The organism is Burkholderia sp. Bmkn7, assembly GCF_041103175.1.
In the GTDB taxonomy this organism is placed as follows: domain Bacteria; phylum Pseudomonadota; class Gammaproteobacteria; order Burkholderiales; family Burkholderiaceae; genus Burkholderia; species Burkholderia cepacia.
In genome coordinates this window covers 2307149-2328847 of the sequence record NZ_JBGCUH010000003.1, presented here as the reverse complement: position 1 = coordinate 2328847, position 21699 = coordinate 2307149, and the positions used below count along the sequence as shown (strand labels likewise).

The 21699-nt window shown below is 66.4% G+C and carries 20 protein-coding genes and 1 other RNA gene; 15 read left to right on the top strand and 6 right to left on the bottom strand.

Annotation, left to right across the window (positions count from 1 at the left end; all coding sequences use genetic code 11):
- Positions 1-27: 27 nt before the first annotated feature.
- The 4 genes from AB3K92_RS32360 to trxA form a co-directional block, all read right to left on the bottom strand.
- A complete protein-coding gene (locus AB3K92_RS32360; RefSeq protein WP_369466580.1) occupies positions 28-1584 on the bottom strand; it encodes an MFS transporter in 1557 nt (518 codons plus the stop codon).
- The gene (locus AB3K92_RS32355) at positions 1581-2081 is read right to left on the bottom strand and encodes a MerR family transcriptional regulator (protein WP_059553313.1); all 501 of its coding nucleotides are present in this window, start codon (positions 2079-2081) and stop codon (positions 1581-1583) included. Before AB3K92_RS32355 ends, AB3K92_RS32360 begins: the two co-directional genes overlap by 4 nt.
- A 133-nt stretch (positions 2082-2214) precedes the next feature.
- Positions 2215-3477 carry a transcription termination factor Rho gene (gene rho / locus AB3K92_RS32350; RefSeq protein ID WP_006478662.1) on the bottom strand — a complete coding sequence of 421 codons (1263 nt, stop codon included), beginning with the start codon at positions 3475-3477 and terminating at the stop codon, positions 2215-2217.
- 193 nt (positions 3478-3670) lie between these two features.
- Complete coding sequence (gene trxA, locus AB3K92_RS32345; RefSeq protein ID WP_006402348.1) at positions 3671-3997, bottom strand: thioredoxin TrxA; 327 nt, start codon at positions 3995-3997, stop codon at positions 3671-3673.
- A gap of 400 nt (positions 3998-4397) precedes the next feature.
- On the opposite strand from trxA, the gene ffs reads away from it, so the two are divergent.
- The 10 genes from ffs (at position 4398) to AB3K92_RS32295 (ending at position 13950) form a co-directional block, all read left to right on the top strand.
- An RNA gene (gene ffs, locus AB3K92_RS32340) (signal recognition particle sRNA small type) lies at positions 4398-4496 on the top strand.
- Between the two features lie 127 nt (positions 4497-4623).
- Positions 4624-6966 (top strand): DNA polymerase III subunit gamma/tau, encoded by a 2343-nt coding sequence (locus AB3K92_RS32335; protein ID WP_175851331.1) that lies wholly within the window; start codon positions 4624-4626, stop codon positions 6964-6966.
- A gap of 92 nt (positions 6967-7058) precedes the next feature.
- A complete protein-coding gene (locus AB3K92_RS32330) occupies positions 7059-7385 on the top strand; it encodes a YbaB/EbfC family nucleoid-associated protein (protein WP_006482124.1) in 327 nt (108 codons plus the stop codon).
- 31 nt (positions 7386-7416) lie between these two features.
- A complete protein-coding gene (gene recR / locus AB3K92_RS32325) occupies positions 7417-8013 on the top strand; it encodes a recombination mediator RecR (RefSeq protein WP_006478665.1) in 597 nt (198 codons plus the stop codon).
- A gap of 48 nt (positions 8014-8061) precedes the next feature.
- Entirely contained in the window at positions 8062-9267 is a 1206-nt protein-coding gene (locus AB3K92_RS32320) for a CaiB/BaiF CoA-transferase family protein (protein WP_027787226.1), read from the top strand.
- A gap of 222 nt (positions 9268-9489) precedes the next feature.
- Positions 9490-10251, top strand: a complete 762-nt coding sequence (surE, locus tag AB3K92_RS32315) for a 5'/3'-nucleotidase SurE (protein WP_060157919.1) — start codon at positions 9490-9492, stop codon at positions 10249-10251.
- Positions 10248-11180 carry a protein-L-isoaspartate(D-aspartate) O-methyltransferase gene (locus AB3K92_RS32310; protein WP_048021145.1) on the top strand — a complete coding sequence of 311 codons (933 nt, stop codon included), beginning with the start codon at positions 10248-10250 and terminating at the stop codon, positions 11178-11180. The genes surE and AB3K92_RS32310 overlap by 4 nt, the downstream gene beginning before the upstream one ends.
- Before the next feature lie 5 nt (positions 11181-11185).
- On the top strand, positions 11186-12070 hold the full coding sequence (locus tag AB3K92_RS32305; RefSeq protein WP_048021090.1) for a peptidoglycan DD-metalloendopeptidase family protein: 885 nt from the start codon (positions 11186-11188) through the stop codon (positions 12068-12070).
- Positions 12071-12081: 11 nt separating this feature from the next.
- Positions 12082-13170: an RNA polymerase sigma factor RpoS gene (gene rpoS, locus AB3K92_RS32300; protein ID WP_124466375.1), complete on the top strand. Its 1089-nt coding sequence runs from the start codon at positions 12082-12084 to the stop codon at positions 13168-13170.
- A gap of 3 nt (positions 13171-13173) precedes the next feature.
- A complete protein-coding gene (locus AB3K92_RS32295) occupies positions 13174-13950 on the top strand; it encodes a 3'-5' exonuclease (RefSeq protein ID WP_021163110.1) in 777 nt (258 codons plus the stop codon).
- 30 nt (positions 13951-13980) lie between these two features.
- On the opposite strand, the gene AB3K92_RS32290 is transcribed toward AB3K92_RS32295, so the two are convergent.
- Positions 13981-14835, bottom strand: coding sequence for an endonuclease/exonuclease/phosphatase family protein (locus tag AB3K92_RS32290; protein ID WP_369466579.1), 855 nt, complete (start codon positions 14833-14835; stop codon positions 13981-13983).
- Between the two features lie 212 nt (positions 14836-15047).
- Between AB3K92_RS32290 and rlmD the strand changes: the two genes are divergently transcribed.
- Positions 15048-16445 (top strand): 23S rRNA (uracil(1939)-C(5))-methyltransferase RlmD, encoded by a 1398-nt coding sequence (gene rlmD / locus AB3K92_RS32285; protein WP_081052719.1) that lies wholly within the window; start codon positions 15048-15050, stop codon positions 16443-16445.
- 65 nt (positions 16446-16510) lie between these two features.
- On the opposite strand, the gene AB3K92_RS32280 is transcribed toward rlmD, so the two are convergent.
- Entirely contained in the window at positions 16511-17209 is a 699-nt protein-coding gene (locus AB3K92_RS32280; RefSeq protein WP_006761414.1) for a Bax inhibitor-1/YccA family protein, read from the bottom strand.
- Between the two features lie 249 nt (positions 17210-17458).
- Here AB3K92_RS32280 and ndk point away from each other — a divergent pair, with 249 nt between their 5' ends.
- From ndk to ispG, 4 genes are all read left to right on the top strand, one after another.
- Positions 17459-17884 carry a nucleoside-diphosphate kinase gene (ndk, locus tag AB3K92_RS32275; protein ID WP_006478674.1) on the top strand — a complete coding sequence of 142 codons (426 nt, stop codon included), beginning with the start codon at positions 17459-17461 and terminating at the stop codon, positions 17882-17884.
- Between the two features lie 55 nt (positions 17885-17939).
- Entirely contained in the window at positions 17940-19079 is a 1140-nt protein-coding gene (rlmN, locus tag AB3K92_RS32270; protein ID WP_048021097.1) for a 23S rRNA (adenine(2503)-C(2))-methyltransferase RlmN, read from the top strand.
- Positions 19080-19244: 165 nt separating this feature from the next.
- Positions 19245-20273 (top strand): helix-turn-helix domain-containing protein, encoded by a 1029-nt coding sequence (locus tag AB3K92_RS32265; protein ID WP_369466578.1) that lies wholly within the window; start codon positions 19245-19247, stop codon positions 20271-20273.
- Between the two features lie 112 nt (positions 20274-20385).
- Positions 20386-21690, top strand: a complete 1305-nt coding sequence (gene ispG / locus AB3K92_RS32260) for a flavodoxin-dependent (E)-4-hydroxy-3-methylbut-2-enyl-diphosphate synthase (RefSeq protein WP_027787235.1) — start codon at positions 20386-20388, stop codon at positions 21688-21690.
- The last annotated feature ends 9 nt before the right edge of the window (positions 21691-21699 follow it).

Below are 21699 nucleotides of genomic sequence, written 5' to 3'. Positions count from 1 at the left end.
GCGGAAATCCAAAGCCTGTCTTTTAACTCAATCGATCTCTTTTTGCCATGCCGCAAAGAGGCCGCCGACGAGCGCCACGCCCGCCAGGAAGTAAAAGCCGTCGAGCGACGCGAGAAACGACGCCTGTTGCGCGACCATGCGCGCGATCGACGCAATCGCGAGCCCGTGCGCGTCGTTCAGCGTGTGGCCGGCGGCCGCATAGCTGCGCGTCAGCGCATCGACGGCCTGCTGGAACAGCGGATCGAACACGTTCGCGCGCTCGACGAGTCGCGTCTGGTGCACGGCCACGCGGTGCTGTTCGACGATGATCACCGACGACGTCGCAAACGAGATCGTCAGTTGCCGCACGATGTTCTTCAGCCGGTAGCCGTGCGTGTATTCGTCGATCGCGAAGATCCGGAACGTCAGGTTGGCCACCGGCAGCACGATGAAGAGCAGGAGCAGCCCACGCAGCAGCAGCGGGACGATCAGTGCGGCTTCGCCGACCTGCGGCGTCATTCGCGTCATCCACAGCGCGGCCGTGATGGCGATCGCGAACCCCGGCACGACGAACCACTTCTTGTGCGTGACGAATTTCGCGTAACGCAGGTAGGCGAACAGCGCGGTGGCCGAAATCAGCGACATCGTGCCGACGAGCCGCCCGGCGTTCTCGACCGGATAGCCGAGCCCGCCTTCGAGAAGCCGCGAGGTCAGGTAACTGAAGCCTGTCGACTCGTAGTAATAGAACATGTAGAGCAGCAGCCCGACCTGGAACGTCCGTTCGCGGAACGCGTGAAGGCGCACGAGCGGCGTCGGATGGTTCCACTGGTGATACGCGAACCACGCGAGCGCGCCGATCCCCGCGATCGTCAGCAGGATCAGCATCGGCGAGCCGCTGTAGAGCTGGTAATGCACCTGCTGCAGCACGATCTGCAGCGCACCTTGTGCGAGCGCGAACACGACATACGGCCAGAAATGTCCGGAGCCGCGTTCGTCGTCGGGCGTCCGGCCCGAGTCGGGCAGCGTGAGCAGCGCGAGGATCGCGAACGCGATGCCGGCCGGCGCCGTGCACGCAAACAGTGCGCGCCATGTCGCATGCGCGACGAGCAGGCCGCCCACGATCGGCGCGAGCGCGCTGCCGAGCAGGATCATGACGAGGAACGCGCGTGTCGCGGGCGGCCGTTCCTGCGGCTTGAAACTGATCTGGATCAGGATCCGGCACGCGCCCATCATCGGGCCGATGAAATATCCCTGGAAACCGCGCGCGAACGCGAGTTCGAGCGACGTGTCGGCGAGCGCGGCAGCGATCGCGCCGAACGAGAACATCAGCATGCAGCCGGCGACGTAGCGGCGATGGCCGAGCCGGTCGACCCACCATTGCTGCTGCAGGATGCCGAGCACGGCCGTGACCGCGTAAGCGCTCGACGACCACACGAGTTCGTCGGGCGAAGCGTTGATGCCGCCCGCGATGTAGCTCGCGAAGAACGAGAAGGCCGCGTTGTCGAAATAGTCGATGCCGGTGACGAGCGCGAGCGCCCACGGGAACAGGTCCGCGCGCAGGTTTGCGCGGCTCCACAGCGGCGGGCGGCCGGGCATCGCGTTCATTCGCGCGCCTTGCGCGCGCGCCGCGTGCCGCTTTCGGCCTGCCGCTGCGCGATCAGCGTGTCGGCGCTTTCGCCGGCAAGACGCCGCTCGACGTAGTCGATGTCGTGCTGCAGTTCCTTGCGCAGCGCGACGGCTTCCTTCAGTTCGCGCTGGACGGCCGCGATTCGCCGGTCGAGTGTATCGACCTGCTCGGCGAGCCCGGTACGGATGTCGCGCAGCGACGCTTCCGAGTAGCGGCGCCGGCCGTCGCCCGTTTCTTCCAGCGGGCGCTTCAGCATTTCGGTGATGCCGTGCAGCGAGAAGCCGAGCGCGCGCAGCCGCAGGATACGCGCGAAGCGCTCGAGGTCGGCTTCGTCGTAGAGGCGGTAGCGGCCCTCGCTGCGCGACGGCGTGACGAGCCCGCGCTCCTCGTAATACTTCAGCGTGCGCGGCGTGACGCCGAGTCGCGACGCGGCGTCGCTCACGGTCAGCAGCGGGGTGGAGGTGTCGTTCGGCATGGGGCGTGGAGGGAATGCGATCGGGGTGATGACGCGATTATAGATCAACCTGTACGTTCACGTTCATGTTGGCACCGAAAAACGGCCGCCGGGCAGGATGCGCGGGCGGCCGTTCGGTGCGGGGCGGGGGCGCTTAGCCGCCGCGGCGCATCAGGTCGAAGAACTCGGAGTTGCTTTTCGTCTGGCGGATCTTGTCGAGCAGGAATTCCATTGCCTCGACCTCGTCCATGTCGTGGATGAACTTGCGCAGCACCCAGATCTTCTGGAGGATCTCGGGTTTGATCAGCATTTCCTCGCGGCGCGTGCCCGACTTGTTCAGGTTGATCGACGGATAGACGCGCTTTTCCGCGAGGCGGCGCTCGAGGTGCACTTCCATGTTGCCGGTGCCCTTGAACTCTTCGTAGATCACGTCGTCCATGCGGCTGCCGGTTTCGATCAGTGCGGTGCCGATGATCGTCAGTGAGCCGCCTTCCTCGATGTTGCGTGCCGCGCCGAAGAAGCGCTTCGGACGCTGCAGTGCGTTCGCGTCGACACCGCCCGTCAGCACCTTGCCCGATGCCGGGATCACGGTGTTGTATGCACGTGCGAGACGCGTGATCGAGTCGAGCAGGATCACGACGTCGTGCTTCATTTCGACGAGGCGCTTGGCCTTCTCGATCACCATTTCGGCGACCTGGACGTGGCGCGTGGCCGGTTCGTCGAACGTCGAGGCGATCACTTCGCCCGCGACCGAGCGCTGCATTTCGGTCACTTCTTCAGGACGCTCGTCGATCAGCAGCACGAACAGGATCACGTCCGGGTGGTTCTGCTTGATCGCGTGCGCGATGTGCTGGAGCATCACGGTCTTGCCCGACTTCGGCGATGCGACGAGCAGGCCGCGCTGGCCCTTGCCGATCGGCGCGATCATGTCGATGATGCGGCCCGTGACGTTCTCTTCGCCGCGCATTTCGCGTTCGAGCGAGAGCGGCTTGTTCGGGTGCAGCGGCGTGAGGTTCTCGAACATGATCTTGTGTTTCGAGGCCTCGGGCGGCTGCCCGTTGACTTTGTCGACCTTCACCAGCGCGAAGTAGCGCTCGCCGTCCTTCGGCGTGCGGACTTCACCTTCGATGGTGTCGCCGGTGTGCAGGTTGAAGCGGCGGATCTGCGACGGGCTGATGTAGATGTCGTCGGTGCTCGCGAGGTACGACATTTCCGGCGAGCGCAGGAAGCCGAAACCGTCCGGCAGCACTTCGAGCGTACCGTCACCGAAGATCGTCTCACCCGTCTTGGCGCGCTTTTTAAGAATGGCAAACATCAACTCCTGCTTGCGCAGGCGGTTCGCGTTTTCGATCTCGAGGCCATTGGCCATTTCGATCAGTTCGGACACGTGCAGAGACTTGAGCTCGGATAAATGCATACGGAGAACCCGCCAGGGAGGAGACGACGAAAGAAATAAAGGGAGGAGGGCGAGCGGAAGCGCTCAGAGACTTAAATGCGTCTTGTAGACGTTTTTTAATTCTAGCATAGGCCGATTCGCGCTTGAGCGAGCGAACGGCGGCTTGGCGACGGACGTGTTGCCGGTTGACAACACGTCCGCGGAACTGCCGGTATTACAGGTGGCTGTCCAGGAATGCGGTGAGCTGCGACTTCGACAGCGCGCCGACCTTCTGCGCGGCGGCCGCGCCATTCTTGAACAGGATCAGCGTCGGGATGCCGCGCACGCCGAACTTGGCGGGCGTTGCCTGGTTGTCGTCGACGTTGATTTTCGCGATCTGCAGCTTGTCGCCGTAGTCCTTCGCGACTTCGTCGAGGATCGGGGCGATCATCTTGCACGGGCCGCACCATTCGGCCCAGAAATCGACGAGCACGGGCTTGTCGGACTTGACGACGTCCTGTTCGAACGATGCGTCGCTGATGTGTTTGATCTGTTCGCTCATTGGGTCAATACCTCTTACGGTTCGGGGACTGCCTGCTTGCGCGTTGCGGCGTACCGGCCGCCGTTGGCTGCCGGCCGCTGCGGCAGGTCACTCCGCTCTCCGGACAGGAGGGGTGTAAGCGCTGCATGCCGCGGCTCGCGGGTCGTTCGGGCGTCATATTAGCCTAAATTGCTATCTGCTGCGGGCGGCGATAGTAGCCGCTACGCGAGTAGGGGTACGGCGCGCCGTTCGACCGTTGTGCCCTGCAGGTGGAGGCCGGCCCGCAAATTACAAGGGGACGCGGGCAATTCGATGCGGGCGATCGTCGTGCGACCCGATGCGCGCCGGTTTGCCCGGTCATATTCGCATTGGTGCGAACAAACGGTCGCATTCGTCCGGAAGCGGTGATAGAATATGCCGTGACGGGCCTCCTCGCATGGTGGGGCGGTGAACCTGGTCAGGTCGGGAACGAAGCAGCCACAATCGTTTTCCGCCAGTGCCGAGGGTTGGGCTCGTCACCTTCCTTCTCGCCCCGTTCGCCGGGCGTTTTTTATTTCTGCACCCCACGCCGTTTTACCTGCGCGTTGCCTGTCTTTCGCACCGTTTCGCGTGTCGGCGCGACGCAGCGTTACTGATACAATTTCCCGATGACCTATCAAGTTCTCGCACGCAAGTGGCGTCCGAAGGATTTCGCTTCGCTCGTCGGCCAGGAGCACGTCGTCAGGGCGCTCACGCACGCGCTCGACGGCGGGCGTCTCCATCACGCCTATCTGTTTACCGGAACCCGCGGTGTCGGCAAGACGACGCTGTCGCGGATCTTCGCCAAGGCACTCAACTGTGAAACCGGCGTCACGTCGCAGCCGTGCGGCGTGTGTCGCGCCTGTCGCGAGATCGACGAAGGGCGTTTCGTCGATTACGTCGAGATGGATGCCGCGAGCAACCGCGGCGTCGATGAAATGGCCGCGCTGCTCGAGCGCGCCGTGTACGCGCCCGTCGATGCGCGCTTCAAGGTCTACATGATCGACGAAGTGCACATGCTGACGAATCACGCGTTCAACGCGATGCTGAAGACGCTCGAAGAGCCGCCGCCGCACGTCAAGTTCATCCTTGCGACGACCGATCCGCAGAAAATTCCCGTCACCGTGCTGTCGCGCTGCCTGCAGTTCAACCTGAAGCAGATGCCGGCCGGGCACATCGTGTCGCATCTCGAACGGATTCTCGGCGAAGAGCACATCACGTTCGAGCCGCAGGCGCTGCGCCTGCTCGCGCGTGCCGCGCAGGGCAGCATGCGTGACGCGCTGTCCCTCACCGACCAGGCGATCGCCTATTCGGCAAACGAGGTGACCGAGTCGGCCGTGTCGGGCATGCTCGGCGCGCTCGACCAGACCTACATGGTGCGTCTGCTCGACGCGCTTGCCGCGGGCAGCGGCCCGGAAATCCTTGCGATTGCCGACGAGATGTCGCTGCGCAGCCTGTCGTTCTCGACCGCGCTTCAGGATCTCGCGAGCCTGCTGCACCGGATCGCGTGGGCGCAGTTCGCGCCAGGCTCGGTGCTCGACGAATGGCCCGAAGCGGGCGACCTGCGCCGCTTCGCGGAGACGCTGAGCCCCGAGCAGGTCCAGTTGTTCTATCAGATCGCGACGGTCGGCCGCGCGGAACTCGGCCTGGCGCCGGACGAATACGCCGGTTTCACGATGACGCTGCTGCGGATGCTCGCGTTCGAGCCGGCTGTGGCAGCCGGCAGCGCGCCGGGCGGACAGCCGTCCGTGCCGCGAGCGGTGCCGGGTCCGCGCGTCGCGGCGGCATCGGCTGCCGTGGCGAAGCCGGCATCCGCCGCACCCGTCGAGGCAGCGCGGCCGCAGGCTACGGCAACGGCTGCGCCAGCGGCGCCGGCACCGGCTGGCGGCGAAGCAGACCAGCCGGCCGAGAAGCCGGCTGCCGTCCCCGCATCCGCGCCGGCCCCGGTTGATGAGCCGGTCGTCGAAACGCCGCAGCCGCGCGTGGCCGCAGTACCGCAAGCGGAGCCGGCCAGCGAGAGGCCGACACCCGCCCGCGATGAACCCGAGCCGCCGGCTGCGGTTGTCCAGCGAAGCGACACGCCGGCTGCGCCGGCCGAACCGGTGCCGCGCGCTGCGCCGGCCGAGCCCGCCGCCCGTCCGGCAGCGCGTTCCGGGGGAGCCGCCGCCGCGCTGGACGTGCTGCGCAATGCGGGGATGCGCGTGTCGTCCGACCGCGGTCGCGCAGGCGCCGCCGCGAAACCGGCCGCCCAGCCGGCCGCCGAGAAGCCCGTCGCGCCGCGTCCCGCCGCCGTACAGGTACCGACGCCGCGCGCGGCGGCCCGTGTGCCGCAGGCAGCCGATGCGCGTCAGGCCCCGCCGCCGTGGGAGGACATCCCGCCCGACGAATACGTGCCGCTCAGTGCCGACGAGATGTTTGGCGGCCCGCCCGACGACGGCTTCGTGCCGGTATTCGACAGCGGCCCCGACGATGTGCGCGTGACGCCGAAGCCGACGGAAGCCCGCCCGTCCACTCCGGTCGACACGCGTCCGCTGCCGCCCGCGATCGCGCTCGATCCAGTCGGCTTCGACGGCGAGTGGCCGGCGCTGGCCGCGCGGCTGCCGCTCAAGGGCGTCGCGTACCAGCTCGCGTTCAACAGCGAGCTGACGGCCGTCGATGCGACTACGTTGAAACTTTCAGTGCCGGTGCCGCAATATGCGGACGCTGCGCAGGTGGCGAAGCTGAAAGCCGCGCTGGCCGATGCGCTCGGCAAGCCGGTCGAGGTGGCCGTCGAGGTCGGGCCTGCCCGGCGTACGGCGGCGGCACTCGATGCGGCTGCGCGCGCGGCGCGCCAGCGTGAGGCCGAGCAGGAGATTCACGGCGATCCGTTCGTCCAGCAGCTCGTGCGCGACTTCGGTGCGCGCATCGTCGAGGGTTCAGTGCGCCCGCTGGCCGACGCGGCGCCGGACGGCCCGCCGCCGACGCTGCATTGAACTGAGCGCCCCGCGACAGGCACAATCACGCCCACACATTGGCCGGCACGCGCCGCGTGCCGGTGTTCACACGATCAAGAAGGAGTATTCCCATGTTGAAAGGCAACCTCGCCGGACTGATGAAGCAAGCGCAGCAAATGCAGGAAAACATGAAGAAGATGCAGGAGCAGCTTGCACTGATCGAAGTCGAAGGGCAGTCGGGCGCCGGCCTCGTCAAGGTGACGATGACGTGCCGCAACGAAGTGCGTCGCGTGTCGATCGACCCGAGCCTGCTCGCGGACGACAAGGACATGCTCGAGGATCTCGTTGCGGCTGCGTTCAACGACGCCGTGCGCAAGGCCGAAGCGACGTCGCAGGAAAAGATGAGCGGCATGACGTCCGGCCTGCCGCTGCCCCCGGGCTTCAAGCTGCCGTTCTGAACGCGGCGTCCGTGCCACTTTTTGTCGCCGTATGAAACAGCCGTCCGCCCTGTCCGCTCTCGTCGAAGCGTTGCGCGTGCTGCCCGGTGTCGGGCCGAAATCCGCCCAGCGCATGGCGGTCCACCTGATGCAGCACGATCGGGAGGGCGCGGAGCGGCTCGGCCGGTCGCTGCTGTTCGCGACCGAGCACCTGCAGCATTGCGAGAAGTGCAATACGTTCACCGAAGCGCAGATCTGCGAGGTCTGCAGCGACGAGGAGCGTGATCCGACGCTGCTGTGCGTCGTCGAGACGCCTGCCGACCAGATCATGCTCGAGCAGACGATGACTTACCGCGGGCTGTATTTCGTGCTGATGGGCCGGCTGAGCCCGCTCGACGGGATCGGCCCGAAGGAAATCCATTTCGACCGCCTCGTGCGGCGCGCGTCCGACGGGGTCGTCAAGGAGGTCGTGCTCGCGACCAACTTCACGAACGAGGGCGAGGCCACCGCGCACTACCTCGGCCAGACGCTGAAGGCGCGCGGGCTCGCGGTCACGCGCCTCGCGCGTGGCGTGCCGGTGGGCGGCGAGCTCGAATATGTCGACGCGGGCACCATCGCCCGCGCGATGCTCGACCGCCGCACGATGTAAGCCGGGCGCCGCCGGTCGGCGGCGCCGTTCCTCATGCCAGGGAGACACATGAGCACCAGCCAGGGCCCGCTCGCGGGCGTCAAAGTGCTCGAATTCGGAACATTGATCGCGGGGCCGTTCGCGTCGCGGCTGTTCGCCGAATTCGGCGCGGAAGTGATCAAGATCGAGGATCCGAACGGCGGCGACCCGCTGCGCAAGTGGCGCAAGCTCCATCCGGAGCAGGGCGGCACGTCACTGTGGTGGTCCGTGCAGGCGCGCAACAAGAAATCGGTCACGCTCAACCTGAAGGCCGACGCCGGCAAGGCGATTGCACGGCAACTCGCGCGCGAGGCCGACATCGTGATCGAGAATTTCCGCCCGGGCCTGCTGGAAAAGCTCGGGCTCGGCTACGACGTGCTGTCGGCCGAGAACCCGGGCCTCGTGATGGTGCGCCTGTCCGGCTACGGGCAGACGGGCCCGTACCGCGACCGGCCCGGTTTCGGCGCGATCGCCGAATCGATGGGCGGGCTGCGCCACATCACCGGGTATCCCGACCTGCCGCCGCCGCGCATCGGCATCTCCATCGGCGATTCGATCGCCGCGCTGCATGGCGTGATCGGCGCGCTGATGGCATTGCATCACCGCAAGGTCAACGGCGGTGCGGGGCAGGTGGTCGACGTTGCACTGTATGAAGCCGTCTTCAACATGATGGAAAGCGTGGTGCCCGAATACGGCGTGTACGGGATGGTGCGCGAGCGCACCGGCGCGTCGCTGCCGGGTATCGTGCCGTCGAACACGTATGCATGCCGCGACGGCAGCATCGTGATCGGCGGCAACAGCGACCCGATCTTCAAGCGGCTGATGAAGGCGATCGAGCGCGACGACCTCGCCGACGATCCCGCGCTCGCGCAAAACGACGGGCGCGTGCCGCGCACCCAGGAGATCGACGACGCGATTGCCGCATGGCTCGCGCCGCGCACGATCGATGAAGCGCTCGTCGTGCTCAACGCGGCTGACGTGCCTGCCGGGCGCATCTACAGCGCCGCCGACATGTTCACCGATCCGCAGTTCGTCGCGCGGCAGATGATCCAGCGCTTCAAGCTGGCCGACGGCACCGACATTCCGTTGCCGAACATCACGCCGAAGCTGTCGGACACGCCGGGCGAAACGCGCTGGCTCGGGCCCGAACTCGGCGAGCATACCGACGAGGTGCTGCGCGGCCTCGGCTACGATGCGCAGGCGATTGCCGCACTGCGCGACGCCGGCGCGATCTGACCGCCCGTGGGCCTGTCGCCTCGCGCCGGGCTCCCCGAAGGGCATGTTTCGCAAGCGAGCGCCGTTGGTGCTGGAAAACCCGGGGCGGCGGGGCGTTTTCCTGAGCGTGCGGAACGCCGCCGCGCAACGCGCCGGTGCAGCGTGTACGGTTGCCCGCAACCGTCCTTCCGCAGTCGCCGGACTGTCGCTCTCGCGCCATCTTTCCTCGGTTACAATCGCCGGATGCGAATCCTACTCAGCAACGACGACGGCTATCTCGCCCGCGGTCTCGCCGCGCTCAGCGACGCGCTGCAGCCGCTGGCCGAACTCACGGTGATCGCGCCCGAGCAGAACTGCAGCGGCGCGTCGAATTCCCTCACGCTGTCGCGGCCGCTGTCGGTGCAGCGCGCAGCGAGTACGGGTTTCTTCTACGTGAACGGCACGCCGACCGATTCGGTGCACGTCGCGTTGACAGGGATGGCCGACGCCAGGCCGGATCTCGTCGTTTCCGGGATCAACAACGGCCAGAACATGGGCGAAGACACGCTCTATTCGGGGACAGTTGCAGCCGCCACCGAAGGCATCATGTTCGGCGTGCCGGCCATTGCGTTCTCGCTGGTCGACAAGGGCTGGGCCCATCTCGCGGACGCCGCGCGCGTCGCCGCGGAGATCGTCGAGCACTCCCTCGCGCATCCGCTGCCGGGGCAGCCGCTGTTGAACGTCAATATTCCGAACCTGCCTTACGACGAACTGAAAGGCTGGAAAGTCACGCGTCTCGGCAAACGTCATCCGTCGCAGCCGGTGATTCGCCAGATCGACCCGCGCGGCGAACCGATCTACTGGATCGGTGCGGCGGGCGAAGCGCTGGACGCCAGCGAAGGCACCGATTTTCATGCGGTGGCAAACGGTTTCGTATCGATCACGCCGCTGCAGCTGGACCTCACGCATACGCAGATGCTGCCCGCGACGCGCGAATGGGCGCGCGCCGGAGGGCGGGCTTCATGAGCGGCGAGCGCGCGAAGCGGTTTCCGCTCGCGCTCGAAGATCTCAAGCGAGCGCCACGCAAGTCGGAAGGTCGGGCCGGCGAACGCCATGCGGCGGTCGCGGCATCGAAGGCCGCCGACAAGCCCGCGGCCGTGCTGAAACCGGTTGCGGTGAAAGCCGCTGCCGCGCGCACGGCCATGCCCGGTTCCCCCGCCGCGAAGCCCGCGACCGCACCGAAGCCGACCGCGCTGAAGCCCGCGATGCCGAAGCCGGCCGCGCCGAGCGTTGCGCCGGCCGGCGCGTTCGCGCTCACGTCGGAACGCGTGCGCGAACGGATGGTCGAACGGCTGCGCGCGAACGGCGTGACCGACGCGCGCGTGCTGGACGCGATGGCCGCGGTGCCGCGCCACCTGTTCGTGGATCCGGGGCTGGCGACGCAGGCCTACGAGGATTCCGCGCTGCCGATCGGCCACCAGCAGACCATTTCAAAGCCGTCGGTTGTCGCGCGCATGATCGAGCTCGCGATGGCCGGCCGCACGCTCGAGCGCGTGCTCGAGATCGGCACGGGCTGCGGCTATCAGGCCGCCGTGCTGAGCCACGTGGCACGCGACGTGTATTCGATTGAACGCATCAAGCCGCTCTACGAGCGCGCGAAGCTGAACCTGCGGCCGCTGCGCGTGCCGAACATCCGTCTGCACTACGGCGACGGGCGTGTCGGCCTGCCGTCCGCGGCCCCGTTCGACGCGATCGTGATCGCGGCGGCGGGGCTCGACGTGCCGCAGGCGCTGCTCGAGCAGCTCGCGATCGGCGGGCGCCTTGTCGCGCCGGTCGGCGCGCAGAGCGGGCAGCACCAGGTGCTCACGCTCGTCGAGCGCGTCGCGCACGCGCAATGGCGGGAGTCACGGCTTGATCGCGTTTTCTTTGTCCCTTTAAAATCCGGAGTAATTTGAAACCGATGAGTATGTTGCGCGCGATGCAAAACAACCGTTCCAGGGAACCGCTCACGCTCGCCCAGCGCGCGATCTGCGTAGCTGCGTTCTCCACGCTACTGGCCGCCTGTGCGACGCGGCTCGACAACGCGCCCGTCGTCGATCGCTCCGGTTCGCTCGGCACGACTGCCGCCGCGCAGCCCGCGGTACCGCTTCCGCCGGCGCCGCCGGGTTACTACCGGGTAAAGCCGGGCGACACGCTGTACCGGATCGCACTCGAAAACGGGCAGAACTATCGCGACATCGCCGCGTGGAACAACCTGGCGAACCCGAATCAGATCGAAGTCGACCAGCTGCTGCGCGTGTCGCCGCAGGCCGGTGCCGCTGTTGCGGGCACGCAGGTCGCCGCGCCGATCGCGGGCGCCGCCGTCGCTACCGCGCCGCTCAGCAGCGGCCCGGCAACGCCGGCCGCCGGTACGTCGTCGGTCGCGACGCCGCCTGTCGCGGCGGCCGCATCGAGCGACACGGCCGCTGCGCCGAGCGGCCCCGTGACGTTCGCGTGGCCCGCGCGCGGCCCCGTGCTGAACGGGTTCGACGACGCGAAGAACAAGGGTGTCAATATCGGCGGTACGGCCGGCGAGGCCGTGAAGGCGGCAGCCGATGGCCGCGTCGTTTATTCCGGCAATGGCCTGCGTGGCTACGGCAACCTCATTATCATCAAACACGATGCAACTTACCTCACGGCGTATGCACACAATCGCGCTTTGATGGTAAAAGAGGGGGACGCGGTGACGAAGGGGCAGAAGATCGCCGAGATGGGTAACAGCGATTCCGACCGCGTGATGCTGCATTTCGAGGTTCGCCGGCAGGGTAAGCCTGTCGATCCGCTGAAGTATTTGCCGCCTCAATAACCGAGACGACCATGCCGAAATCGAAGCGCCACGAGCCGCAAGCCGAGTCTGAGAAGATCAGTCGTGCCACGCAAGCATCGGTGGGGCGAGCGGGTGCTTCGACGGACGACGAAGACGACAACGCGGATAACGAACGCGATCTCGAGGCGCGCGACGCCGAGGCTGACGGTGGCGACGACGAGCGCGAAGGCCGGGCCGAGGCGTCGCCCGACGTCGACGATTTCCGCACGCTGCTGCAGGCCGAACTCACGGCCGACACGATCCAGCATTACCTGAACCGCATCAGCGTGAAGCCGCTGCTCACCGTCGAGGAGGAGCAGCGCTATTCGCGTCAGGCCAAGGCCGGTGAATTCGAGGCGCGGCAGGTGATGATCGAGCGCAACCTGCGCCTCGTCGTCAGCATCGCGAAGGGATACCTGAACCGTGGCGTGCCGCTGCTCGACCTGATCGAGGAGGGCAACCTAGGCCTGATGCATGCGATCGAAAAATTTGACCCGACGCGCGGCTTCCGTTTTTCGACCTACGCGACGTGGTGGATCCGCCAGAGCATCGAGCGGGCGATCATGAACCAGGCCCGCACGGTGCGCCTGCCCGTGCACGTGATCCGCGAACTGAACCAGGTGCTGCGCGCGAAGCGCCACCTCGAAAAGAATTCGATGTCGACGGGCGAGGCGGCCGAGCGCCGCGAAGCCAGCATCGACGACATCGCCTATCTCACCGGCAAGACCGCCGAGGAAGTCACCGATATCCTCGCGCTCAACGAGCACACGGCGTCGCTCGACGCGCCGCTCGACCTCGATCCCGCGAGCAGCCTGCTCGACCTGCTGCCCGACGACCAGAGCCAGTCGCCCGACGCCGAAGTGCAGCATCGCGAACTCGAGACGCTCACTCGCGCGTGGCTGTCGCGGCTGTCCGACAAGCACCGCCACGTGATCGAGCGCCGCTTCGGCCTGAATCACATCGAACCGGCGACGCTCGAGGAGCTGGCCGACGAGATGGGGCTCACGCGCGAGCGCGTGCGCCAGATCCAGCAGGAAGCGCTGGTGCGCCTCAAGCGGTTTTTCGCCTCCAACGGCGTGCGCAAGGACGCCGTTCTGTAACTGATGACTCCGATTCTTGTTTTTGACATCGAGACGATTCCCGATGTCGACGGCATTCGCCGTCTGGAAGACCTGCCCGCGACGCTCGACGATGCCGCGGTGGCCGAACATGCGTTCGCCGCGCGCCGCGAGAAGACCGGCGGCGATTTCCTGCCGCACCACCTGCAGCGCATCGCGGCGATCTCGTGCGTGTTCCGTGACAACAACGGGTTTCGCGTACGCTCGCTCGGCACGCCGCAGGACAACGAAGCCACGCTGATCCAGTCGTTCTACCGCGTGATCGAGAAATACACGCCGCAGCTGGTGTCGTGGAACGGCGGTGGCTTCGATCTGCCTGTGCTCCATTACCGCGCGCTCGTGCACGGCATTCCCGCGACCCGCTACTGGGATCTCGGCGAGGACGACCGCGAATTCAAGTGGAACAACTACATCTCGCGTTACCACTCGCGGCATACCGACCTGATGGATGTGCTCGCGATGTATCAGGCGCGCGCGAACGCGCCGCTCGACGCACTCGCGAAGATGTGCGGCTTTCCGGGCAAGCTCGGGATGGACGGCAGCCAGGTGTGGCCGGCGTTCCTGGACGGGCGGATCGAGGAAATCCGCAACTATTGCGAAACCGACGTCGTCAATACGTACCTGCTGTATTGCCGGTTCCAGTTGATGCGCGGCGGCCTGACGCCGAGCGAGTATGCGGACGAGATCCTGCTCGTGAAGAACTCGCTGGCGCAGGAGCCGGCGTCGCACTGGGCCGAATACCTCGCCGGCTTCACCGCGTAGCGCGGGTGGGGTGCGCCGAGGCCGGCGCGATCAATCGAGTTCGAGCAGCACCGGCTGGTGATCCGATGCGCGGACGTCGCCGTCGATTTCGCAGCGCATCACGTGCGGCAGCAGCGTATCGGTCACGAATACGAAGTCGCACGCGAGCGGCCCCTCCGACCATTGCGCCGTATCGTAGACACCCGCCGTCGGCGGTGGCATCCGGCCGGGGTGCCGGGCGACCCATGCGTCGACGAAGCGCGGCGCGTCTGCGATCGGCGCCAGGAATCGACAATAGGCATCGCTGCCGAACGCGCTGTTGAAATCGCCGCAGACGATCGCGTCGCACGGCTGGCCGGTCGTGCTGAACGGCCCCTCGGCGGTTTCGGCGGGCGCTGGTCGTGCAGCGTGTGCGCAGGCCTCTCGGTGCCGGTCGCGCAGCGCGTCGACCTGGGCGAGCCGCTGGCGCGCCGAATAGTATTCCAGATGCGTGGTGACCACGCGCAGCGGTCCGAAGGGCGCCTGCAGCTCGACGTCGAGCGCGACCCGCGGCATCGACGGCGCGCCGGCGTCGGCCGGCCACGGCAGCAACTGGCGGAGCACGCGCCCGACCGGCAGCCGGGTCGCGATCGCATTGCCGAACTGGCGACGCGGTGCGCCGGCTTCGATCGGCGGCAGGTCGGCGCCGATCGCTTCGACGATCGTATGGCCGGGCAGCAGCGCCGCGAGTTCGGCGAACTGGTCGGCGCCGGGCCGGCCGGGCAATGCGCCGAAGCCGCGCGTGACCTCCTGCAGGCACAGCACGTGGAAGTCGCCGAGCCTGCGGATTGCCGCGACGGTGCGCGAAAGATCGACGACGCCGTCCGCGTCCCGACCCCATTGGATGTTCCAGTCGATCAGTCGCATGGTCGAATCTCCTGACGGGTGGATTCCAGGCCCGGGGGAGGGCGCCCGCTCGGCTTCGCCGCGCCCGCCCGGCGGAGTTGCGTCCCTGGCCATTCCGGCGCAATGTCGTGCGGTCCATGCTCAAGTATGGACGCCTGCCTCATGCAAAGCGGGCGATGCGGGCCTTCGTCGTCTACAATCTCGCCTTCTTCAACGTTTGTCAGGAAAAGCTGGTGTCCGAAGCCGTCCCCACTTCTGCGCGCAAATCAAGAAATGCGCCCGTCGCGCCCGGAATCGCCCCGGTTCTCGAGATCGAATCGCTCGACATGGAAGCGCGCGGTGTCGGCCGCACGATCACCGAGGACGGCGAGCCGGGCAAGGTCATCTTCGTCGAGGGCGCGCTGCCGGGTGAGCGCGTGACTTATTCGAGCTTCCGCCGCAAGCCGAGCTACGAGCAGGCGACGGTTGTCGACATTCTGCGCCCGAGCGTGATGCGCACGAAGCCGAAATGCGCGTTCTTCGGCACCTGCGGTGGCTGCTCGATGCAGCATCTCGACATGCGCGCACAGGTGGCGGTCAAGCAGCGCGTGCTCGAAGACAACCTGTGGCACCTGGCGAAGCTGCGCGCGGAAACGATGTTCGCGCCGATCCACGGCCCGTCGTGGGGCTATCGCTACCGTGCACGCCTGACCGTGCGCAACGTTGCGAAGAAGGGCGGCGTGCTGGTCGGATTCCATGAGAAGAAGAGCAGCTACGTGGCCGACATGACGAGCTGCGAAGTGCTGCCGCCGCACGTGTCGGCGATGCTGGTGCCGCTGCGCCGGCTCGTCGAAGGGCTGTCGATTCGCGATCGGATGCCGCAGATCGAGCTCGCGGTGGGCTCGGAAGTCACGGCGCTCGTGCTGCGTGTGCTGGAGCCGATCAACGCGGACGACGAAGCGCTGCTGCGCGCATTCGCGGACGAGCACAAGGTGCAGTTCTGGCTGCAGCCGAAGGGCCCCGATACGGTGACGCCGTTCTATCCGCTCGACGTGTCGCTCGATTACACGCTGCCGGAATTCGGTATCCGCATGCCGTTCAAGCCGACCGACTTCACGCAGGTCAATCATCAGATCAACCGCGTGCTGGTGGGCCGTGCGCTGCGCCTGCTCGCGCCGTCGCGCGACGACCGCGTGCTCGACCTGTTCTGCGGGATCGGCAACTTCACGCTGCCGCTTGCGCGGCTGTCGCGCGAGGTGATGGGCATCGAGGGCAGCGACACGCTGACGACGCGCGCACTGGCGAACGCGCGCGAAAACGGTGTCGACGGCCACACGACGTTCGCGTGCCGGAACCTGTTCGAAGTGACGGGCGACGACATCCGTGCGCTCGGCGCATTCGACAAGTTCCTGATCGACCCGCCGCGCGAAGGCGCGCTCGCGGTATCGAAGGCGCTGGCCGAGATCGCGCAGAGCGGTGAAGGCCCGCTGCCGAAGCGCATCGTCTATGTGTCGTGCAACCCGTCGACGCTGGCGCGCGACGCGGGCCTGCTCGTGCACGAGGCCGGCTACCGCCTGAAGGGCGCCGGTGTCGTGAACATGTTCCCGAATACGTCGCACGTCGAATCGATCGCGCTGTTCGAGCGCGACTGAGTTCCGGGCGGCGGACGTAAAAAAACCGGCCCGCGGGCCGGTTTTTTCATGATGCGTGGCGAACGTCAGTTGCGGTTGCCGCCGAAGATGCCGAGCAGCGCGAGCAGGTTCGTGAACACGTTGTACAGGTCGAGGTAGATCGCGAGCGTTGCCGAGATGTAGTTCGTCTCGCCGCCGTTCACGACGCGCTGGACGTCGAACAGCATGTAGGCGGAGAAGATCGCGATCGCGAGTACCGACACGGTGAGCATCAGCGCCGGGAGTTGCAGGAAGATGTTCGCGACCGAGGCAAGCAGGATGACGATCACGCCCATGAACAGCCACTTGCCGAGCCCCGAGAAATCACGCTTGCTGACGGTGGCGATCGTCGCCATCGCGGCAAAGATGATGCCGGTGCCGCCGAACGCGAGCATGATCAGCGACGGGCCGTTCGAGAAGCCGAGGATGAAGCTCAGCAGCCGGGACAGCATCAGGCCCATGAAGAACGTGAAGCCGAGCAGCACGAATACGCCGGCCGCGCTGTTTTTCGTCCGCTCGATCGCGAACATGAAGCCGAACGCGATCGCGAAGAACGCGAGCAGGCTCATCATCGGGCTCGTGGCCGCGAACAGCGAGAAGCCCGTCGCGACGCCGACCCAGGCGCCCAGCACGGTCGGCACCATCGACAGCGCGAGCAGCCAGTACGTGTTCCGCAGCACGCGGTTGCGAACCTCGGCGGTGCTGACGGAACCGCCGCGGCCGAAATTGTACGGATAGTCGTTCATGGTTTCTCCTAACATTGAACGCGTGGGCGTCCGGGGCCGGTTCGGCGCGCGCGGTGTGCGGCGCAGCAAACCGGAGCAGCTATGGCTAAGATACGTTCCGTGCCGGGAGGTTTCAATGGCCGGGCAGCACAAAACATATGGATTCTGAACCTTTCACGCGTGTAAGGGTTCAATCGCAATGATACACGGGATCGTGCTACAATAGCGGATTCATTTGAACCTGTAACTTCTTAATTTTTTGGAGTTTTTATGGCAATCGAGCGCACCCTGTCGATCATCAAGCCGGATGCGGTGGCAAAGAACGTGATCGGCCAGATCTACAGCCGTTTCGAAGGCGCCGGCCTGAAGATCGTCGCATCGCGCATGGCACACCTGTCGCGTGCTGACGCAGAGAAGTTCTACGCGGTTCACGCAGCGCGTCCGTTCTTCAAGGACCTCGTCGATTTCATGATCTCGGGCCCGGTGATGATCCAGGTTCTGGAGGGTGAAGGCGCGATCCTGAAGAACCGCGACCTGATGGGCGCAACGGATCCGAAGAAGGCGGAAAAGGGCACGATCCGCGCCGACTTCGCCGACAGCATCGACGCGAACGCCGTGCACGGCTCGGACGCTGCGGAAACGGCAGCGGTCGAAATCGCGTTCTTCTTCCCGGAAATGAACGTTTACTCGCGCTAAGCCCTGGCTGGCAGCAAGTAGGCAGGATTCAGCGCACGCGGCAAGGCAGCACATCATGACGAGCGAAACTTCCGTCAATCTTCTCGACTTCGATGCCGAGGGTCTTGTCGCGTACTGCGGCAGCCTCGGCGAGAAGCCGTTCCGCGCCAAGCAGTTGCAGCGCTGGATCCACCAGTACAACGCTGGCGATTTCGACGGCATGACCGATCTTGCGAAGTCCTTGAGAGAGAAACTCAAGGGCCGCGCGTCGATCGTCATGCCCGAGATCGCCAGCGATCACGTTTCCGCCGACGGCACGCGCAAGTGGCTGATCGACGTCGGAAACGGCAATGCGGTCGAAACCGTGTTCATCCCGGAAGAGACGCGCGGCACGCTGTGCGTGTCGTCGCAGGCCGGGTGTGCGGTGAACTGCCGCTTCTGCTCGACGGGGAAGCAGGGCTTTTCCCGCAACCTGTCGACAGCCGAAATCATCGGCCAGCTACGGATGGCCGAATTTGCATTGCGAGCATCGCTGGGTCGCGCACCCGGCCCGAACGGCAAGGCCGAGCGGGTCGTCACCAACGTGGTGATGATGGGCATGGGCGAGCCGCTGCTGAATTACAGCGCGGTCGTGCCGGCCATGCGGCTGATGCTCGACGACAACGCGTACGGCCTGTCGCGCCGCCGCGTCACGCTGTCCACGTCCGGCGTGGTGCCGATGATGGACCGCCTCGGCGCCGAGTTGCCGGTTGCGCTGGCCGTTTCGCTGCACGCGCCCAACGATGCGCTGCGCGACGAGCTGGTGCCGCTCAACAAGAAGTATCCGCTGCGTGAGCTGATGGCGGCTTGCCAGCGCTACCTGAAAGTCGCGCCGCGCGACTTCATTACTTTCGAATACTGCATGCTGGACGGCGTCAACGACACCGAAGCGCATGCTCGCGAACTGCTGGCCGTCACGCGCGACGTGCCGTGCAAGTTCAATCTGATCCCGTTCAATCCGTTTCCGGAATCGGGCCTCATCCGCTCGAAACCGGAGCAGATCAAGCGCTTTGCGCAGGTCCTCATCGACGCGGGTGTCGTCACGACCGTGCGCAAGACGCGCGGCGACGACATCGATGCCGCGTGCGGCCAGCTGGCCGGCGCAGTGAAGGATCGCACGCGCCTCGCGGAACGAACGGGCGCAGCAGGGAAAATCATCGAGGTTCGGGCGATTTGACAGGGGCGCCTGGCCGGGGATGCCAGCGCCTTTTGGGCGGTACAACACGCGAATAGCGATCGGTCGCGGCGCCACGGCGTCGCGCATGGTATGGACAGTTGCGGGTGCCGGCCGGCGGGAGCCGGCGGCGGCCGCCAGTGAAGAAGAATCGACGCGAGGACAAGGATGAGTGAGCCGCAGCCGTCTAACGGCGCAGAGACGAATGGCGCGAAGCCGGCACCGGCGGGGTTGGAATCGCTTGCGGCGGTCGGCAGCCGGCTGGCGCAGCTTCGGGAGGCAAGAGGGTGGACCGTCGACGACGTGTCGGCGCGACTCAAGGTCGCACCGCAGAAGCTCCGGGCGCTCGAGGCGGGTGACATCAGTCATTTGCCCGGCGTGACGTTTGCACTCGGCGTCGTACGCAGCTACGCGAAGATGCTCGGCGTCGATCCGGAGCCGTTCGCGCAGGCGTTGCGCCGTGAGCGCGGGGTGCCGGAAGTCGACCTGTCGATGCCCGCGTCGTCGGGGACGGATCTGCCGCGCGGCCGCGTGTCGATTCCGCTGGGCGGATCGTCGCGGCATCATCCGTGGTTGTGGGGCACGGCGATCGTCGTCGTCGCGGTGGTCGCCGTACTGATGTGGCACACTGGCGGCGATTCGTCGAGCCTGCTCGCGCGCTTCAAGAGCGGCGACGCGGAGCATGCGTCGGCCGCGAGCGTGCCGGCGGCGGCATCCTCGTCAACCGTCGAAGAGGCGGCCTCGAGCGGTGCGGCTGTCGTGGTCGCGAATGAGGTTCCGGCCCCGGCTGCTGCATCTGCTCCGTCGGCGCCGGTTATTGCGTCGGCAGTTCCGGCGCCCGCGCCGGTGGCGCCGGCCGTGACGGCGGCCGCATCGCAGCCTGTCGTGGCGACGGCGGCGGCAAGCGCCGCCGCGCCGGCTCAGCCGGCGAGCGTCGCGGTCGCGGCCGGCCAGTCCATGGTCGAACTGAAGGTCAAGCAGGACAGCTGGTTCAGCGTGCGCGACAAGAGCGGCAAGGAGCTGTTCTCCGGGCTGGTGCGCGGCGGCGAGGCGAAGCAGGTCGCGGGCGACGGCCCGTTCAAGGTCACGATCGGCAACAAGGCGGGCCTCGACACCGTTGCGTTCGACGGAAAACCCGTCGATCCGGCAAAATATTCGGCAGCGCGGGGTAACGTGGCGCGGTTCACGTTGCCCTGACGTCAAGCGCCGTGGCGAAGGCCTGTCGTCGATATCGGCAGGCCGTGAGGGCACGGCGCTTTTTCAATTCATGCGCCGCGTCGCGGCGCATTCCGCGTAAATGGATCTATCGATGCAATCCGAAGCTCAATCCCCACGCAGCAGTCAGATTTGTTCAACCGAGCCGGTGTTCGGCGGGCATCAGCCGCGCCGCGTATCGCATGCGGTGGATGTCCGCTGGGGCGGGCAGCTCGTGACGATCGGCGGCGACGCGCCGGTGCGCGTGCAGTCGATGACGAATACCGACACGGCCGACGCGATCGGCACGGCAATCCAGATCAAGGAACTCGCGAACGCGGGCTCCGAACTGGTGCGCATCACGGTCAACACGCCCGAGGCCGCGGCCGCCGTGCCGGCGATCCGCGAGCAGCTCGACCGCATGGGCGTGACCGTGCCGCTCGTCGGCGATTTCCACTACAACGGCCACCTGCTGCTGCGTGACTACCCGGGCTGCGCCGAGTCGCTGTCGAAGTACCGGATCAACCCGGGCAACGTCGGCCAGGGCGCGAAGCGCGATACGCAGTTCGCGCAGATGATCGAGGCCGCGGCCAAGTACGACAAGCCGGTACGGATCGGCGTGAACTGGGGCAGTCTCGACCAGGATCTGCTCGCGCGCATGATGGACGAGAACGGCGCGCGTTCGCAGCCGTGGGATGCGCAGAGCGTGATGTACGAGGCGCTGATCCAGTCGGCGATCGGCTCGGCCGAGCGTGCGGTCGAACTGGGCCTCGGCCGCGACCGTATCGTGCTGTCGTGCAAGGTCAGCGGCGTGCAGGACCTGATCGCCGTGTACCGCGAACTCGGCCGCCGCTGCGGCTTCGCGCTGCACCTCGGGCTGACCGAGGCCGGCATGGGCTCGAAGGGCATCGTGGCTTCGACGGCTGCGCTCGGCGTGCTGCTGCAGGAAGGGATCGGCGACACGATCCGCATCTCGCTGACGCCGGAACCGGGCGCATCGCGCACGGGCGAGGTGATCGTCGGCCAGGAAATCCTCCAGACGATGGGCCTGCGCTCGTTCGCACCGATGGTGATCGCGTGCCCGGGCTGCGGCCGTACGACGAGCACGCTGTTCCAGGAACTCGCGATGCAGATCCAGACCTACCTGCGCGAACAGATGCCGGTCTGGCGCAAGGAGTATCCGGGCGTCGAGAAGATGAACGTCGCGGTGATGGGCTGCATCGTCAACGGCCCGGGCGAATCGAAGCATGCAAACATCGGCATCAGCCTGCCGGGTTCGGGCGAGAACCCGGCCGCGCCCGTCTTCATCGACGGCGAGAAGGTCAAGACGCTGCGCGGCGAGCGGATCGCCGAGGAATTCCAGCAGATCGTCAGCGACTACGTCGCACGCAATTACGGCCGTACCGAGGCCCTGAACTAATTCGTCCAC

What these genes read in the sequence shown, in the direction of transcription:
- AB3K92_RS32320 (WP_027787226.1), top strand. Translation starts at nt 8,062, where the DNA reads ATGAGCACCAGCCAGGGCCCGCTCGCGGGCGTCAAAGTGCTCGAATTC.
- AB3K92_RS32360 (WP_369466580.1), bottom strand. Translation starts at nt 1,584, where the DNA reads ATGAACGCGATGCCCGGCCGCCCGCCGCTGTGGAGCCGCGCAAACCTG.
- surE (WP_060157919.1), top strand. Translation starts at nt 9,490, where the DNA reads ATGCGAATCCTACTCAGCAACGACGACGGCTATCTCGCCCGCGGTCTC.
- AB3K92_RS32310 (WP_048021145.1), top strand. Translation starts at nt 10,248, where the DNA reads ATGAGCGGCGAGCGCGCGAAGCGGTTTCCGCTCGCGCTCGAAGATCTC.
- trxA (WP_006402348.1), bottom strand. Translation starts at nt 3,997, where the DNA reads ATGAGCGAACAGATCAAACACATCAGCGACGCATCGTTCGAACAGGAC.
- AB3K92_RS32335 (WP_175851331.1), top strand. Translation starts at nt 4,624, where the DNA reads ATGACCTATCAAGTTCTCGCACGCAAGTGGCGTCCGAAGGATTTCGCT.
- ispG (WP_027787235.1), top strand. Translation starts at nt 20,386, where the DNA reads ATGCAATCCGAAGCTCAATCCCCACGCAGCAGTCAGATTTGTTCAACC.
- recR (WP_006478665.1), top strand. Translation starts at nt 7,417, where the DNA reads ATGAAACAGCCGTCCGCCCTGTCCGCTCTCGTCGAAGCGTTGCGCGTG.
- AB3K92_RS32355 (WP_059553313.1), bottom strand. Translation starts at nt 2,081, where the DNA reads ATGCCGAACGACACCTCCACCCCGCTGCTGACCGTGAGCGACGCCGCG.
- rpoS (WP_124466375.1), top strand. Translation starts at nt 12,082, where the DNA reads ATGCCGAAATCGAAGCGCCACGAGCCGCAAGCCGAGTCTGAGAAGATC.
- AB3K92_RS32295 (WP_021163110.1), top strand. Translation starts at nt 13,174, where the DNA reads ATGACTCCGATTCTTGTTTTTGACATCGAGACGATTCCCGATGTCGAC.
- rlmN (WP_048021097.1), top strand. Translation starts at nt 17,940, where the DNA reads ATGACGAGCGAAACTTCCGTCAATCTTCTCGACTTCGATGCCGAGGGT.
- AB3K92_RS32280 (WP_006761414.1), bottom strand. Translation starts at nt 17,209, where the DNA reads ATGAACGACTATCCGTACAATTTCGGCCGCGGCGGTTCCGTCAGCACC.
- AB3K92_RS32265 (WP_369466578.1), top strand. Translation starts at nt 19,245, where the DNA reads ATGAGTGAGCCGCAGCCGTCTAACGGCGCAGAGACGAATGGCGCGAAG.
- ndk (WP_006478674.1), top strand. Translation starts at nt 17,459, where the DNA reads ATGGCAATCGAGCGCACCCTGTCGATCATCAAGCCGGATGCGGTGGCA.
- AB3K92_RS32330 (WP_006482124.1), top strand. Translation starts at nt 7,059, where the DNA reads ATGTTGAAAGGCAACCTCGCCGGACTGATGAAGCAAGCGCAGCAAATG.
- AB3K92_RS32305 (WP_048021090.1), top strand. Translation starts at nt 11,186, where the DNA reads ATGAGTATGTTGCGCGCGATGCAAAACAACCGTTCCAGGGAACCGCTC.
- AB3K92_RS32290 (WP_369466579.1), bottom strand. Translation starts at nt 14,835, where the DNA reads ATGCGACTGATCGACTGGAACATCCAATGGGGTCGGGACGCGGACGGC.
- rho (WP_006478662.1), bottom strand. Translation starts at nt 3,477, where the DNA reads ATGCATTTATCCGAGCTCAAGTCTCTGCACGTGTCCGAACTGATCGAA.